Annotated in this window: 13 protein-coding genes; 11 read left to right on the forward strand and 2 right to left on the reverse strand. The window is 75.7% G+C overall.

Annotation, left to right across the window (positions count from 1 at the left end; genetic code table 11):
* Positions 1 to 245: 245 nt before the first annotated feature.
* The 9 genes from ACZ3J7_RS34675 (at position 246) to ACZ3J7_RS34715 (ending at position 11469) form a co-directional block, all read left to right on the forward strand.
* Positions 246 to 1655, forward strand: coding sequence for a sensor histidine kinase (locus tag ACZ3J7_RS34675; protein WP_465627382.1), 1410 nt, complete (start codon positions 246 to 248; stop codon positions 1653 to 1655).
* Positions 1607 to 2275: a response regulator transcription factor gene (locus ACZ3J7_RS34680; protein WP_465627383.1), complete on the forward strand. Its 669-nt coding sequence runs from the start codon at positions 1607 to 1609 to the stop codon at positions 2273 to 2275. The genes ACZ3J7_RS34675 and ACZ3J7_RS34680 overlap by 49 nt, the downstream gene beginning before the upstream one ends.
* A 261-nt stretch (positions 2276 to 2536) precedes the next feature.
* A complete protein-coding gene (locus tag ACZ3J7_RS34685; protein WP_465627384.1) occupies positions 2537 to 4156 on the forward strand; it encodes a DUF2637 domain-containing protein in 1620 nt (539 codons plus the stop codon).
* 148 nt (positions 4157 to 4304) lie between these two features.
* Positions 4305 to 5600 carry a DUF6986 family protein gene (locus ACZ3J7_RS34690; RefSeq protein WP_465627385.1) on the forward strand — a complete coding sequence of 432 codons (1296 nt, stop codon included), beginning with the start codon at positions 4305 to 4307 and terminating at the stop codon, positions 5598 to 5600.
* A gap of 119 nt (positions 5601 to 5719) precedes the next feature.
* Positions 5720 to 6367: a YigZ family protein gene (locus tag ACZ3J7_RS34695; protein ID WP_465627386.1), complete on the forward strand. Its 648-nt coding sequence runs from the start codon at positions 5720 to 5722 to the stop codon at positions 6365 to 6367.
* A 298-nt stretch (positions 6368 to 6665) separates the two neighbouring features.
* Positions 6666 to 8165, forward strand: coding sequence for a hypothetical protein (locus ACZ3J7_RS34700; protein ID WP_465627387.1), 1500 nt, complete (start codon positions 6666 to 6668; stop codon positions 8163 to 8165).
* Between the two features lie 188 nt (positions 8166 to 8353).
* A complete protein-coding gene (locus tag ACZ3J7_RS34705) occupies positions 8354 to 9982 on the forward strand; it encodes a restriction endonuclease (RefSeq protein WP_465627388.1) in 1629 nt (542 codons plus the stop codon).
* Positions 9983 to 10056: 74 nt separating this feature from the next.
* The gene (locus ACZ3J7_RS34710) at positions 10057 to 10518 is read left to right on the forward strand and encodes a DUF6278 family protein (RefSeq protein ID WP_465627389.1); all 462 of its coding nucleotides are present in this window, start codon (positions 10057 to 10059) and stop codon (positions 10516 to 10518) included.
* A 219-nt stretch (positions 10519 to 10737) separates the two neighbouring features.
* A complete protein-coding gene (locus ACZ3J7_RS34715) occupies positions 10738 to 11469 on the forward strand; it encodes a ZIP family metal transporter (protein WP_465627390.1) in 732 nt (243 codons plus the stop codon).
* An 11-nt stretch (positions 11470 to 11480) separates the two neighbouring features.
* On the opposite strand, the gene ACZ3J7_RS34720 is transcribed toward ACZ3J7_RS34715, so the two are convergent.
* Positions 11481 to 12416 (reverse strand): LysR family transcriptional regulator, encoded by a 936-nt coding sequence (locus ACZ3J7_RS34720; RefSeq protein ID WP_465627391.1) that lies wholly within the window; start codon positions 12414 to 12416, stop codon positions 11481 to 11483.
* Positions 12417 to 12519: 103 nt separating this feature from the next.
* On the opposite strand from ACZ3J7_RS34720, the gene ACZ3J7_RS34725 reads away from it, so the two are divergent.
* Positions 12520 to 13446: an EamA family transporter gene (locus ACZ3J7_RS34725; protein ID WP_465627392.1), complete on the forward strand. Its 927-nt coding sequence runs from the start codon at positions 12520 to 12522 to the stop codon at positions 13444 to 13446.
* On the opposite strand, the gene ACZ3J7_RS34730 is transcribed toward ACZ3J7_RS34725, so the two are convergent.
* Positions 13367 to 13837: a MarR family winged helix-turn-helix transcriptional regulator gene (locus tag ACZ3J7_RS34730; RefSeq protein ID WP_465627393.1), complete on the reverse strand. Its 471-nt coding sequence runs from the start codon at positions 13835 to 13837 to the stop codon at positions 13367 to 13369. The two genes, ACZ3J7_RS34725 and ACZ3J7_RS34730, sit on opposite strands and share 80 nt — an antisense overlap.
* A 138-nt stretch (positions 13838 to 13975) precedes the next feature.
* Here ACZ3J7_RS34730 and ACZ3J7_RS34735 point away from each other — a divergent pair, with 138 nt between their 5' ends.
* Entirely contained in the window at positions 13976 to 14317 is a 342-nt protein-coding gene (locus ACZ3J7_RS34735) for a DUF2218 domain-containing protein (protein ID WP_465627394.1), read from the forward strand.

Raw genomic sequence — 14317 nt, forward strand, 5'->3', positions numbered from 1 at the left:
CCGATGGTACTGCAGGGGGGACCCTGTGGGAGAGTAGGACGCCGCCGAACAATCTTTCAGAGAAAGCCCCCTGACGGGATGTCAGGGGGCTTTCTCGCGTTTACGGGGAAGTGAGGGCCGGCGGCGGCGGGGGTGGAGCTAGGTCCACCCCAAAGACGGGTGGCACGGCCAATGTGCCGGCCAGGGGGCCGAGGGGAGACTGGGGGCGTTGCTGGGACGGCGTTCGACTTCTCGGGGAGTGGACTTTGACGACGACGGTGTGGTTCGGCGGTGGGGGTGCCGGGTCCGCGGTGGGTGAGCGGGCGCGGGCGGCGGTGCGCGCGGGCGGGCAGGGGGTGGTGATGGCGGTGGCGGCGGCCGCCGGGGTGCTGGTGCCGGTGGTGGCCGCGGTGTGTGCGGCGTTCATGGCGATGGCGTTCTTCGACGGCGGGCCGTTGGCGCCGTACGCGGCGGCGCCGTGTGCGGTGGTGGTGGGGGTGTCGGCGCTGTACTGGTTCGTGCGGCGGGGGGCGGGGTGGACGCGGCAGCGGGTGGAGCGGGGGGCCGGCGAGCGGTGGGGGGTGGTGTATTCGGCGCGCGAGCCGTTGGAGCAGGACGAGCGGGGGTTCTGGTGGACGGGGGTGTCGTACCACCGGCGGCGGGAGGTGGCGCGGTTGGTGCAGTTCGTGCGGTGGGCGGTGCGGGACCGCCAGGTGCAGCGGGAGGGGGCGTGGTTGCTGGCCAACCCGGTGGCGGTGGTCGTGCTGCTGGGGGTGCCGATGGCGATGGTGTGGGGCGGGCTGGTGTTCGCGCTCACGGCGACGGTGGATTCGCGGACCTTCTTCGGGGTGAACAGCGAGCCGGTGAGCCTGCTGTTCTCCGGGCTGATCGGTGCGGTGCTGGTGGCGGCGGGGCTGGCGGTGATGCCGTGGGCGGTGCGGGCGCACGGGGCGTTCGCGTGCCGGGTGCTGGGCGGCGGGCCGCAGCCGAGCCGGGCGCAGTTGACCGAGCGGGTGGCGCACCTGACGGAGACGCGGGCCGACGCGGTGGACGCGCAGGCGGCGGAGTTGCGGCGGATCGAGCGGGACCTGCACGACGGGGCGCAGGCGCGGCTGGTGTCGATCGGGCTGACGCTGGGGACGATCGAGCACCTGATGGCCGTCGACCAGGCCGCTGCCCGCGCGTTGCTGGCGGAGGCCCGGGAGGCTTCGGCGAAGGCCTTGCAGGAGCTGCGTGACCTGGTGCGGGGCATTCACCCGCCGGTGCTGGCGGAGCGCGGGTTGCCGGACGCGGTGCGCGAGTTGGCGCTGACGACGGTCGTGCCGACGGAGGTGACGGTGAGTCTGCCGGGGCGCCCGGAGGCGGCGTTGGAGACGGCGGTGTACTTCAGCGTGAGCGAGCTGCTGACGAACGCGGCGAAGCACGCGGGGGCCCGGCAGGTGTGGGTGGACGTGCTGCACCGGGCGGGCCGGCTGCGGGTGGTGGTGACGGACGACGGGCGCGGGGGTGCGCGGATGGAGGTGGACGGCGGGCTGCGGGGGATCGAGAAGCGATTGGGTACGTTCGACGGGACGATCTCGCTCGACAGTCCGGTGGGCGGGCCGACCACGATCACGATGGAGTTGCCGTGCGCGTTGTCCTCGCCGAGGACCTCTACCTCCTCCGCCAAGGTCTGACGAGGCTGTTGGAGGTCCACGGGTTCACCATCGCGGCGGCGGTGGAGACCGGGCCCGACCTGCTGGCGGCGCTGCTGTCGGAGCGGCCGGACGTCGCGGTGGTGGACGTCCGGCTGCCGCCGACGCTGACGGACGAGGGGCTGCAGGCGGCGCTGGCGGCGCGGCGGGAGATCCCTGGCCTGCCGGTGCTGGTGCTGTCGCAGCACGTCCAGCAGCTGTACGCGCGGGAGCTGCTGGCGGACGGGACGGGCGGCGTCGGGTACCTGTTGAAGGACCGGGTGTTCAACGCCGACCAGTTCGTGGACGCGGTGCGGCGGGTGGCGGCGGGCGGGACGGCGATGGATCCGGACGTGATCGGCCGGCTGCTGCAGCACAACGCGGGGTCGGAGCCGCTGCGGCGGCTGTCGCCGCGGGAGCGGGAGGTGCTGGGGCTGATGGCGGAGGGCTGTTCGAACTCGGCGATCGCGGCGCGGTTGACGGTCAGTGACGGGGCGGTGGCCAAGCACATCGCCAACATCTTCGGGAAGCTGGAGCTCGCGCCGACGGAGGACGGCAACCGGCGGGTGCTGGCGGTGCTGGCGTACCTGAACGGCGCGGTGGAGCACCCGGCGGGCGGGTGAAGGGCCGACGGGGGCCGCGGCGGCGGGGAAGCGGTGTGCGCGGTGGTGTGGACCAGTGGAGGTGCGGTGGCGGTACGGCCTGGCGACGGGTGGGAACGCCCGTACGAGTAGTATCCGGTGGGCCGAGTCTGTCGAACGGCGCACCGACCGGCACCGCGTCCTGACGCGGTGGCGTGGCGGGCGCGCCCCGGGGCGGGGACGTGTACTCGGCGGCTACAGGTCGTATACGGCAGCTGCCGAGTCCCAGGGGTTGATCAACGAATGGCACGTCCTTCCCTTACCCGCGCGCACCGGGCACTGCTGGGTGTGGTGGCCGTCGGCGCGTGCGTGATCTCGGGAATCGGTTTCGCGGGGTCGTACAACTCGGTGCGGGACCTGGCGCTGGAGAAGGGCTTCGGCGCCTTCGCCTACGCCTTCCCGATAGGCGTCGACGCGGGCATCGTGGTGCTGCTCTCGCTGGACCTGGTGCTGACCTGGCTGCGGATCCCGTTCCCGCTGCTGCGGCAGACGGCGTGGCTGCTGACCGCGGCGACGATCGCGTTCAACGCGGCGGCGTCCTGGGGCGACGCGCTGGGCATGGCGATGCACGCGGTGATCCCGGTGCTGTTCGTGGTGGTGGTCGAGGCCTCCCGGCACGCGGTGGGGCGGATCGCGGCGATCACCGCGGACCGGCACATGGAGTCGGTGCGGTTGATGCGCTGGGTGCTGTCGCCGGTGCCGACGTTCCGGCTGTGGCGGCGGATGAAGCTGTGGGAGCTACGCTCGTACGACGAGACGGTGCGCCTGGAGCAGAACCGGCTGGTGTACCGGGCGCAGCTGCGGTTCCGGTACGGGCGGGGCTGGCGGCGGTCGGCGCCGTTCCAGGCGCTGCTGCCGCTGAAGCTGGCGAAGTACGGCGTCCCGCTGGACCCGTCGGTGCTGGACCGGATCGACGGCCCGCTGGTGGTGTCGGGCGGCGCGCTGCCGGACGGTGAGGAGCAGGCGGCTCCGGTGGCGCGGGGCGGCCAGGTGACGCAGGTTCAGGCGGCCGCGCTGGACGCGGCCGGGCCGCAGGCGCAGCAGGTCCAGCCGCCGCAGGCGCAGCAGCAGCCGCAGCCGGCGGTGCCGCAGGTGTCGGCGGCGGTCGCGGTGCCGACGCTGGCGAAGCTGGCCGCGGTGCGGTTGCGCGACCAGCAGGACCCGGAGGCGGCGCAGGCCGCGCCGGTGATCGACCCGGCCGCGGAGGTGAACGTGTGGACGGCCCGCCCGGTGCGCTCGCACGTGGCGGCGGAGCAGGTGCACACGGCGCGGGTGCCGGGGCAGGCGTCGCCGTGGTTCAAGGCGCCGCGCCCGGAGGAGGCGCCCCGGCCGCAGTCGGGCTACCAGCCGCCGCAGGGCGAGGGGTACGAGGGTTACGAGGGGTACGAGGACTACCCGGAGCAGGCGGGCCGACCGGAGGAGTACCGTCCGGCGGCGAACGGGCGCGGTCCGGCCGGGCCGCAGCAGGACCAGGCGGTGCGGCGGCCTCAGGCGCGGCAGCAGGCGCCGGCCCGGGCGGTGGCGGAGCCGATCCTGGTATCCGGCCGACCGGTGCGGCTGGACGCGATGATGGACGCCGGGTTCGAGCCGGAGTCCGAGCCGCAGCCGTTCGAGGAGGACCTCCCGGCGCGCCGTGCGGCGGTGGGCGGGGCCGAGCGGCTGGACGCGAACGAGTGCTTCGACGCGCTGGTCAGCTACATGGAGGAGAACCAGCGGCAGCCCGACGAGCGCCGGTTCGCGGAGTACCTGAGCCAGCGCGGCGTCCCGGGTTCGCGCCCGGACGGCGGGGTCACGGTGAAGGACGTCGAGCGGGTCTGGCAGGACCTGCAGGAGCGCTACATGGAGTCCGGCCGGGGCGAGTGACCGGCGGGTCCGTTCGGAGACCCCTACGGAAAAGCGATGGCCGTCCGCCGGTTCCTCCGGCCGGACGGCCATTGACGGTCGTGCGGGGCCGCCACTACCTTCGCCTCAACAAATTGTTGAAGTCGTGCGGTGAGTGGAGGAGCCCCGGATGTCGCAGCCTGCCCAGGCCGATGCCGCCCAGCCCGTCTCGGTGCCCGTCTCGTTCTCGGACGCCGCACTGGCGGACGTCGAGGCGCTGCTGGCGCCGGTGGACGCCGAACTGACGCGCCGTTACCCGGGCGAGAGCGGCGCACGGCAGCCGGTGCACACCGTGTACGTGCCGGCCGACGCGTTCGGGGCGGACACCGTCCGGCAGTGGGGCGCGCAGGCGCTCGCCGCGTTCGACGAGCACGCCGGCACGCCCGGGCGGCTCGCCCAGGCGCTCGGGGTCGCGGACGACGCGCTGCTGGCCGACGTGCACGCCCGGGTGCGGGCCAAGCTGGAACGCGAACCGGTCGAGGACCTGCGGATCGACTTCGAGGACGGCTACGGACCGCGCCCCGACGCCGAGGAGGACGCCGAGGCGGTCCGGGCCGCCCGCCTGGTGGCCGCCGCGGTCGCCGACGGCAGCGCCCCGCCGTACGTCGGGATCCGGATCAAGTGCCTGGAGGCCCCCGTCCGGGCCCGCGGCATCCGCACCCTGCACCTGTTCCTCGCCACCCTGCTGGCCGAGGGCGGCCTGCCGGACGGCCTGGTGCTCACCCTGCCCAAGGTCACCCACCCCGCCCAGGTCACCGCGCTGGTGCGGCTGCTGGCGGACTTCGAGCGGCGGGCCGGGCTGCCCGCCGGGCGGATCGGGTTCGAGATCCAGATCGAGACCACCCAGGCGATCCTCGGCCCGGACGGCCGGGCCACCGTCGCGCTGCTGATCGGGGCCGCCGAGGGCCGCGCCACCGGCCTGCACTACGGCACCTTCGACTACAGCGCCGCCTGCGGGGTCTCCGCCGCCCACCAGAGCATGGACCACCCGGCGGCCGACCACGCCAAGGCCGTCATGCAGGCCGCCGCGGCCGGCACCGGCGTCCGGCTCTCCGACGGCTCTACCAACGTGGTCCCGACCGGCACCGCCGAGCAGGTGCACGCCGCCTGGCGGCTGCACCACGGCCTGGTCCGCCGCTCGCTGGCCCGCGCCTACTACCAGGGCTGGGACATGCACCCCGCCCACCTGCCCACCCGGTACGCCGCCGTGTACGCCTTCTACCGCGAGGGCCTGGCCGCCGCCTGCGCCCGGCTCGCCGCGTACGTCGCCAAGGCCGGTGGCGAGGTGATGGACGAGCCCGCCACCGCCCGCGCGCTCAGCGGCTACGTGCTGCGCGGCCTGGACTGCGGCGCCGTCGACCTCGCCGAGGTCACCGAGCGCACCGGCCTCGACCGCGCCCGGCTGGACGCCCTGGCCGGCCGCTGAGCGGGCGGTCCGGCCGCCGGGCATAGGCTGGGCGGCGAGGGCCGGCGCAGGACCGGCACAGGGCCGGGCCCCGGACCGGGACCGACGACCGACGACCGACAGCGGAGAGCACCAGCGCCATGGCGGAGCCGAGCCCCAAGCCGTACCTGACCGTCCGGGGCCCCGGCAGCCACGAGCTGGAGATCAAGAAGTCCCGGTTCATCTGCCACCTGGAACGGGCGGCCGACGAGGACGCGGCGCAGGCCTTCATCGCGGGCGTGCGCAAGCGCCACTGGGACGCCCGGCACAACTGCACCGCCTTCGTGGTCGGCGGCGAGCAGCCGCGCGAGCGCTCCAGCGACGACGGCGAGCCCGCCGGGACGGCCGGTGTGCCGATGCTGGAGGTGCTGCGCCGGCGCGGGGTGACCGACACCGTCGCCGTGGTGACCCGGTACTTCGGCGGGATCAAGCTGGGCGCGGGCGGCCTGGTCCGGGCGTACGGCGCGGCGGTGTCCGAGGCGCTGGACGAGGTCGGGCTGCTGGAGCGGCGGCCGGTCGCGCTGCTGTCGGTGGCCGTCGACCACACCCGGGCCGGGCGGCTGGAGAACGACCTGCGGGCGGCCGGGTACGCGGTGGCCGGGCTGGAGTACCTGGCCGACGGGGTGCGGATCGAGGTGGGCGTCCCCGAGCCGGCCACCGCGGAGTTCCACACCTGGCTGGCCGAGGCCACCGGCGGCTCGGCGCGGGCCCGGCCGGCCGGGCGGACGTTCGTCGAGGTCGACGTCTGAGGGGCGGGGCTCCGGGGAGGGGTCCGGGGGAGGGGCCCAGGAGGCGGAGGGGCCGGGATCTGACGTCCGCTCAACCGACCTCCGTCCGGCGTGCATCGAACGCGGAAGGGCGGGTAGCAGAGGCGGCGCCGGTGGTGTTCCGGTTGCCGCCGGATGACACCCGATCGAAGGAAGCGAGCCCGGATGCGGAACTTCCGCTCCTGATCGCTTCGTCTCCTAGTACAGGAACGACGATTCGCCAACGACTCCGGGAGGAGGACTCGCAGACCCCAGCACCGCACCACGGGAGGTTCCGCGCATGCCCACCGACCACGCCCAACCGCCGTACCGGCTGACGGCCGCGACACCCCGCCCGCACCACGAGACCACCGCCCTGGTCGACCAACTGCTCGCCGAGCGGCTCAAGGCCGAGGGCCACGAAGAGCCGGCGCCCCGCGAGCGGCACGCGCCGCCGGAGCGGCTGCGGCTCGGCGACCGGGTCCTGCTGGACCGCGACGACGGCCCACTGCCCGGCCCCGGCGCCCGCTACAGCCGCCGCAGACTGCGCACGCCCGCCGTGCACGGCACCGACCAACTGACCGTCGTCCTGGCCGCCGAGAGCGCCGAGGGGCCGACCCGGCTGCGGATCGAGGCCGAACACCTCCCCGCCGGCCCCACCGCCGTCCCGCCCGGCCGGGTACCCGTCCCCGAACTGGTCCGTTCGCTGCTGCCACTGCTCGACGCCGCCGACGGCCCGGTACCGCTCGCCGCCGCGCCTCGGCTGGTGACGCCCGCCGACCTGGACGGCCTGATCGACGAACTCTGCGACCCCGAGCGCAGGCTGCCCACCGTGGTGGCCAGCGTGCCGCCCGCCGTGCCGGTGGAGCAGTGGCAGCGCCGGGTGCTCGACCCGCTGCTGCGCCAACTGCCCGGCCTGGCCTCGCTGTACGTGCTCGGGCACGCCGCGCTGCCCCGGTTCAACCTGGCGCTGGAGTACCACAAGGTGTACGGGGGCGCGGTGCGCACCTTCCTGCCCGAGGCCGACCCGGCCTCGCGCGCCGACGCCGCCCGCCACCCCGTCCTGCCGCGCGGCCGGATCGACGAGAACCCGCGCCGGGCCGCCGCCCTGCTGGCCCGCGAACCGCGCCGGATCGCCGCCGACCTGTCGCTGCCCGCACCGCTGGCCGCCGTCCCCGAGCTGTGGCTGCCGCCCGAGGCCCGCAAGGCCCCCGCCGCGCCCCGGGCCGTCGTCGAACGCCCGCCCGCCCGGCTGGAACGCTGCCGGCTGCGGATCGAGCCCCCGCGGGAGGCCCGCCGCGCCCGGTGCGGCACCGGGCCGGGCAGCTTCGGCGAACTCGTCGACCGTTTCGGCGAGTTCACCCTGCTGGAGTTCACCGGCGACAGCAAGGAGACGCTCGCCCTGGACGGCCAGAGCGAGGCCGACGGCTGGGCCCGGCTGACCTGGGACGGCCTGACCGCGCTCCAGGAGTACGCGGCCGCGGCCGTCCGCGGCGAGGCCGGCGGCGACTTCAAGCAGTGGTGCGAGCACACCCCGCCCGGCTGCCGCCGCTTCCCGCCGCGCAAGGCCGTCCGCGGCGAGTCCCGCACCGTCGCCAGCCACGGCAAGTGGAAGCGCCAGCGGATGCTGCCCGTCCCGCCCGTCGTCGACTCCTCCTGCCGCGCGTTCATGGGAGCCCACCTGCGGATCGGCGGCGGCGGCACCGCCCCCCGGGTGCACTACCTGGACGACTGCTCCGGCAGCGGCCGGATCTACGTCGGCTACATCGGCCTCCACCTCACCAACACCCGCACCAACTGACCGCCCCGCGGGGGCCGGTGGCGCACCGGCCCCCGCCCGTCCCGGCCGACCCGACGTCAAGGGTCGGCCAAACCACCGAGGTTGGCTGACCCCGGAGCCCGCACGGGGGACAATGCTGCTCGGGCCCCGCCGAGGCGGCCCTCCGACGTGCGCCGGACGAGCAGGACGAGCAGGGGGAAGCACCGCCGATGCAGCAGCCAGCCGAGGGCAGCGCCGACGGCACCACCACGGTGCTCCAGCCCGGATTCCTCGCCACGCTCTTCCACGAACTGGGCGCCGACGAGGACGAGGAGGCGCACGCCGGGGAACCCGCCCCGGCCGCGCCCGTGATCCCGCCGCAGCCCGGACCGGCCGCCGACGAGGACGACGACCCGGTCACCGTGCACGGCCGGGCCGCCGCGCTCACCCACCACCGCACCCTCGCCGTCCGGGCCGACCACCAGCGCCTCGCCGACCTGCTGCGCCGGGCCGCCCAGCCGGTCTCCGCGATGGACTTCGAGAGCCAGCTGCGCAGCTACCAGCCCAGGCCCTTCCCGGACGACGCCGGGCCCGCCGCCGAACCCGAGCCCGCCTGGGCCGACTTCGCGCCGCCCGAGCCCGCCGACACCGACCCCGACCAGCCGCGCTCGCGCCGCCTGCTCGACTCCGCCTACCAGCGCGAACTCGCCCAGGCCCGACTGCGCCACCAGCGCGCGCTGCGCGAGTGGCGCACCCGGCAGGCCGAACGCGCCGACAGCGGCGCCGTCGCCGCCCGGCAGGCCCACGAGGAGGCCGAACGGGCCCGGGCCCGGGCCGTCCAGGAGTACAACGACAGCCTGGAGGAGTGCCGCCGCGCCTACCGGCTGGCCGAGCCCGCCGCCGTCGAGTCGCTGCTGGAACGCGCCCTGGCCGCCGCCGAGGGCGCCACCCGGGACCTGCCCGCCCCCTGCCGCGCCGTGTTCCGCGCCCTGACCCGCACCGCCGTCCTCGACCTCGACCTGCCGCCGCTGGACACCGTCCCCGCCCTCGACGGCTACCGGCTCACCGCCACCGGCGAGGTCGAACCCGTGCCCCGCCCCGCCGCCGACGTCCGCGCCGACTACCTGCGCCTCGCCGCCCGGCTCGCGCTGCGCGCCCTGCAGGCCGCCGACGCCGTCGACACCGACGAGGTACTGGCCGGCGTCGTCCTGAACGGCTGGCTGCGCGAACCCGGACAGCCCCCGCGCTGCCTGCTCAGCGTCGACGCCGACCGGGACGCGCTGGCCCGCACCCGACTCGTCCCCGACACCGACCACCTCGGCGACGAGGGCGCCGACGGCGGCGTCTACGCGGAGGCCGAACACGACGAGTCGCTGCTGCGGCTGCGCGCGCTGGCCGCCGCGATCACCCCCGACCCGTACGCGGGCGAGACCGTGCAGCCCTGGGGCAGCGCCTCCTCCGCGGTGCCCGCGCTGGGCGAGCTGGCGCCCGGCGAGTTCGCCCACCTGGTGCGCGCCGTCCTCACCGCCGGCGGCCTGCGCGACTGGAGCGTGCGGCTGCGCGGCCCGGCCGGCCTGGTCGCCACCGCCGAGGGCGACCCCGGCAGCGGACTGCCCGGCCGCTGGGTGGTCTGGGCCTCCCGCGCCACCGCCCCCGTCACCGCCGAGGAGATCGCCACCCTTGCCGAGGCCGTCCGCGAGGAGGGCGCCGACCGCGGCCTGCGGATGACCTGCGGCCGGTTCACCGACGAGGCGCTCGACCTCAGCGGCGAGGACCGCTACCAGCGCATCCACCTGATGGACGGCCCCGGCCTGCGCGAACTCGCCGCCACCCACCTGGCCCTGCCGCTGACCCTGTGAGACCCGGACGGCCCGTCCCCGGCAAGAGCGGCGTTCACCCGGCGGCGGACCGGACGGGCTGTCAGGCTGGGGGAGTGGAGAATCGATCACCCGGCCCCCGGGCCGACCGGCACGCGGCCGCGCAGACGACCCGGCGGACGGCTCGGCAGGCGACCCGGCAGGAGGTCGAACGCGAGCGCGAGCTGGCGATGGCCGAGATGTACGGCGAGTGCGGGCTGCTGCGCGAACTCGCCGAGGCCAGCGGCGTCCGCCTCGACGACACCGTCGACTCGCTGACCGCCCTCGACCAGCTCCTGCCGCGCTGGCGTGACGACCCGCAGGTCTCGCAGTGGCTGGGCACCGACGCCGGCCTGTACCTCGGCACCGTGATCCGCCGCCGGGTGCCCGGCTCCCGCTGGCGGCTCGCCGCCGACGGCCGCCCGCTGATGGTGCTCGACACCGGCTTCGAACTCGACGCCACCGCCATCGGCCGCGACTGGGCCGTGCAGGGCGCGCCGCAGCTCGCCGCCGTCTACCGGGCCGCCGGCGACGGCTGACCCGACCGGACCGGGCACCCCGGCCGTCACCCCGACGGGCCGCCCGGGCGGCGCGCCGCCGCCGCCCCCCGCAGGCTGGACGCAGGGCCCGGCACCGTCCGGCCCGGGCCGGACGGACTGGGTGTCCGTGGGCAGCGGTCAACGCAGCCGTCCGGCCCCTGCACCGCGCCGGGGAGGCCGACACTGACCGCCGTCCTGGTCGCCGCGGGCGCGTTCCTCATGACGCTGCTCGGCGGCTTCGTCGCCCAGCGCATCGGGGACCGCCGCCACCTCGTCCTCGGCCTCGCCGCCGGACTGATGCTCGGCGTGGTCGCCTTCGACCTGCTCCCCGAAGCGATCGAACAGGCCCCGCGGGACGTGCACGGCGTCCCCGCCGCGCTGCTCATGTTCGCCGCCGGGTTCCTCGCCATCCACGTCGTGGAGCGCGCCGTCGCCATCCACCGCGGCCACGAGGGCGAGTACGCCGCCCACAGCCACAGTCACGGCCACGCGCACGGCCCGGGCGAACGCACCCGCGAGCAGGGCGTCGGACTCGCGGCCGCCTCCGCGCTGGTCCTGCACAGCATGATGGACGGCTTCGCGATCGGCGCCGCCTTCCAGGCCGGGACGACCGTCGGCACCGTCGTCGCCATCGCCGTCGTCGCGCACGACTTCGCCGACGGCTTCAACACGTACACCCTCACCCGGCTGTACGGGAACAACCGGCGGCGGGCCGTCACCCTGCTGTTCGCCGACGCGCTCGCGCCCGTCACCGGAGCCGCTATCACGCTGCTGTTCACCATCCCGGAACAGCTGCTCGGGCTCTACCTCGGCTTCTTCGGCGGGTTCCTGATGTACCTGGCGACCGCCGACATCCTGCCCGAGGCGCACAGCCCGCACCCGTCGAAGGGCACGCTCGCCTGCACGCTGCTGGGGGTGGCGTTCATGTGGCTGGTGGTGGGGCTGGCGTGAGGCGGGGGTGCCTACGGCGGGGTGGGGGCGGACTGCGGGCTCGGGGGGTTCAGGGCGTTCCAGTGGTGGCGCAGGGCGGTGAGGGTGGCGGTGACGGCGGGGCGGCGGGAGGTCTGGGTGCGCCAGAGGGCGTGGATGCGGCGGGCGGGTTCGGGGGTGACGGGGCGGGCGGTGACGCCGGGCGGGAGGGGGCCCCGGCCGAGACGGGGGATCAGGCCCAGGCCCAGGCCGGCGCCGATCAGGGCGAGCTGGGTCTGGAACTCGCCGACCCAGTGGGCGACGTCCGGTTCCTCGCCGGTCTCCCGCATGGTGCGCAGCAGCCAGTCGTGGCAGATGTTGCCGGGCGGCACGCTGATCCAGCGCCGGCCGCGCAGCCGCTCCACCGGGACGGCGGCCAGCGCGGTCAACGGGTGGTCGACGGGCAGCAGCAGGTCGACCGGGTCGTCGCCGAGGTCGAGCCGGTCCAGCCCGTCCTGCACCGGCAGCGGGACGGTCGCCCAGTCCTGCACGACCGCCAGGTCGACCTCGCCCCGGGCCACCAGCTCGGCCGCCGGGTACGGGTCGCTCTCCAGCAGGCGGACGTCCAACTCCGGGCAACTCTGCCGCAGTTCGGCCAGGACGGCGGGCAGCAGGCCGCGTGCCGCGGTGGGGAAGGCGGCCACCAGCAGCCGTCCGACCGCCCGGCCGCGCTGCTCCTCCAGCGTCACCTCGGCCTGCTCGACCAGGGCCAGCACGCGCTGCGCGGTGTCCGCCAGCCGGTGCGCGGCGTCGGTCAGCTGGACGCCCCGGCCCTGCCGTTCGAGCAGGACGGTGCGGGTCTCGCGTTCGAGCTTGGCGATCTGCTGGGAGATCGCGGACGGGGTGAAGCCGAGGGCCGCGGCGGCCCCGCCGACCGAGCCGTGCACGGCGACCGCGTGCAGGGCGCGCAGGCGTCCCAGATCCATCATGCAGCAATGCTAAACCGTGGGGTTGAGGAATCATCGCTGGTGCTGAACGGTCGGCCCGGTGGATGCTCGGAGCATGCCCACTCCTCCGCGCCCGGGTGTCACCATGACACCGCGTCACGTCGCCCTCGCCGTACTGATCGCCGCCGTCTGGGGCCTGAACTTCGTCCTGATCGAGGTCGGGCTGCACGACTTCCCGCCGCTGCTGTTCTGCGCGCTGCGGTTCACCGTGGTCGCGCTGCCCGCCGTGTTCCTGGTCGGTCCGCCGCGGGTGGCGTGGCGGTGGGTGCTCGGGGTCGGGCTGACGCTCGGGGTGGTGAAGTTCGGACTGCTGTTCCTCGGCATGCACGCCGGGATGCCGGCCGGACTGTCCTCGCTGGTGCTCCAGGGCCAGGCCGGGTTCACCGCGCTGTTCGCCGCCGGGATGCTGCGCGAGCGGCCCGCCCCGCTGCGGGTCGCCGGGCTGGCGGTGGCCTTCGCGGGCATCGCGCTGGCCGCCGTCGACCGCGGCGCCGGCGGACCGGTCGGCGCGTTCGTGCTGGTGGTCTGCGCGGCGGCGGCCTGGGGCCTGTCCAACGTGCTGACCCGCAGGGCCGCCCCGCCGGACGCGCTGCGCTGGATGGTGTGGGTCTCCGCGGTGCCGCCGCTCCCGCTGCTCGCGCTGTCCCTGCTGGTCGAGGGCCCGGCCGCGGACTGGGCGGCGCTGCGCGGGATCAGCGCGGCGGGCGTCGGCGCGGTGCTGTACGTCGGCCTGGTCTCCACGCTGTTCGCGTTCGTCGCCTGGAGCCACCTGCTGCGCCGCTACGACGCCTCGGTGGTCGCCCCGTACTCGCTGCTGGTGCCGGTGTTCGGGATGTCCTCGGCGGCGCTGCTGCTCGGCGAGCGGTTCAGCCCGCTGGCGGGGGCGGCCACGGCGCTGGTGATCGCCGGGATCGGGCTCGGGGCGGTGCCCGCTACGGCGTGGGGCCGGCTCCGTAGGCTTCCTCGGCATGCCGCAGCGCCCGCAGCAGGGCGTCCTGCTCGGCAGGGCTGATCGGGCCGAAGTACTCCTGGGCGACCTCGTGCCGGACCCGGGAGATCCGCTCCAGCGCGCCGTGCCCGTCCTCGGTGAGCACCAGGCGCACCGCCCGGCGGTCGGCCGGGTCGGGGGTGCGGGCGACCAGGCCGGCCTCCTCCAGGGCGTCGACCACGGTGGTGGCCGAGCGCGGGGCGATGTGCAGCCGCTCGGCGAGCTCGCTCAGCCGCATGGTCTCGGCGCTCTCGCAGCCGGGCGCGTGCGCCAGCGTGCGCAGGGCCCGGCCCTGGGCGGGTGTGAGGCCGTAGGGCTCCAGCCGCTGCATGGTCCGCCGGCGGATCCGCTTCATCGCCCGGGTGAGCGCGTCGGCGAGTTCCGCTGCGGTGTCGGCGGGGCCGGGGGAGGTCATGGGCACAGGGTAGCGGGCGGCTCGCGGTCGGTACGGAGGGTGACCGATCTCGCCTCGATAACATGTTGAGCTTGGCTCAGCAATCCAGTAGCTTAGGGCCGCCTAAGTCGTCCGCGCCCCCGTTCCGAGGAGTCCGCCGTGGCCCGCTCCACCGCCCGCGTCAGCACCGACCGCCCCGCCCGCTACGCCAAGCAGCTCGCCGCCCACATGGGCCGCAAGGTCCCCGCCGAGTGGTCGGAGGAGACCGGCCGCGGCTCGCTCGTCTTCGGCGCCGGCCGGGCCGAGCTCGCCGCCGAGGAGGGCGCGCTGCTGCTCTCCGTCGAGGGCGCCGAGGAGAGCCTGGACCAGCTGGAGGACGTGGTCGGCCGCCACCTCGTCCGCTTCGGCACCCGGGACGAACTGGTCGTCGCCTGGCAGCGCGAGGGCGGGGCGGCCGGCACCGTCCAGCGCCTCGCCGGCGAGGAGGGCGGGGAGGGCTGA

The organism is Kitasatospora sp. NPDC015121, assembly GCF_055562955.1.

Bases quoted from the DNA above. Each gene is read 5' to 3' on its own strand.
- ACZ3J7_RS34705 (WP_465627388.1), top strand. From the start codon at position 8,354: ATGCAGCAGCCAGCCGAGGGCAGCGCCGACGGCACCACCACGGTGCTC.
- ACZ3J7_RS34690 (WP_465627385.1), top strand. From the start codon at position 4,305: ATGTCGCAGCCTGCCCAGGCCGATGCCGCCCAGCCCGTCTCGGTGCCC.
- ACZ3J7_RS34720 (WP_465627391.1), bottom strand. From the start codon at position 12,416: ATGATGGATCTGGGACGCCTGCGCGCCCTGCACGCGGTCGCCGTGCAC.
- ACZ3J7_RS34685 (WP_465627384.1), top strand. From the start codon at position 2,537: ATGGCACGTCCTTCCCTTACCCGCGCGCACCGGGCACTGCTGGGTGTG.
- ACZ3J7_RS34715 (WP_465627390.1), top strand. From the start codon at position 10,738: ATGACGCTGCTCGGCGGCTTCGTCGCCCAGCGCATCGGGGACCGCCGC.
- ACZ3J7_RS34695 (WP_465627386.1), top strand. From the start codon at position 5,720: ATGGCGGAGCCGAGCCCCAAGCCGTACCTGACCGTCCGGGGCCCCGGC.
- ACZ3J7_RS34725 (WP_465627392.1), top strand. From the start codon at position 12,520: ATGACACCGCGTCACGTCGCCCTCGCCGTACTGATCGCCGCCGTCTGG.
- ACZ3J7_RS34730 (WP_465627393.1), bottom strand. From the start codon at position 13,837: ATGACCTCCCCCGGCCCCGCCGACACCGCAGCGGAACTCGCCGACGCG.
- ACZ3J7_RS34700 (WP_465627387.1), top strand. From the start codon at position 6,666: ATGCCCACCGACCACGCCCAACCGCCGTACCGGCTGACGGCCGCGACA.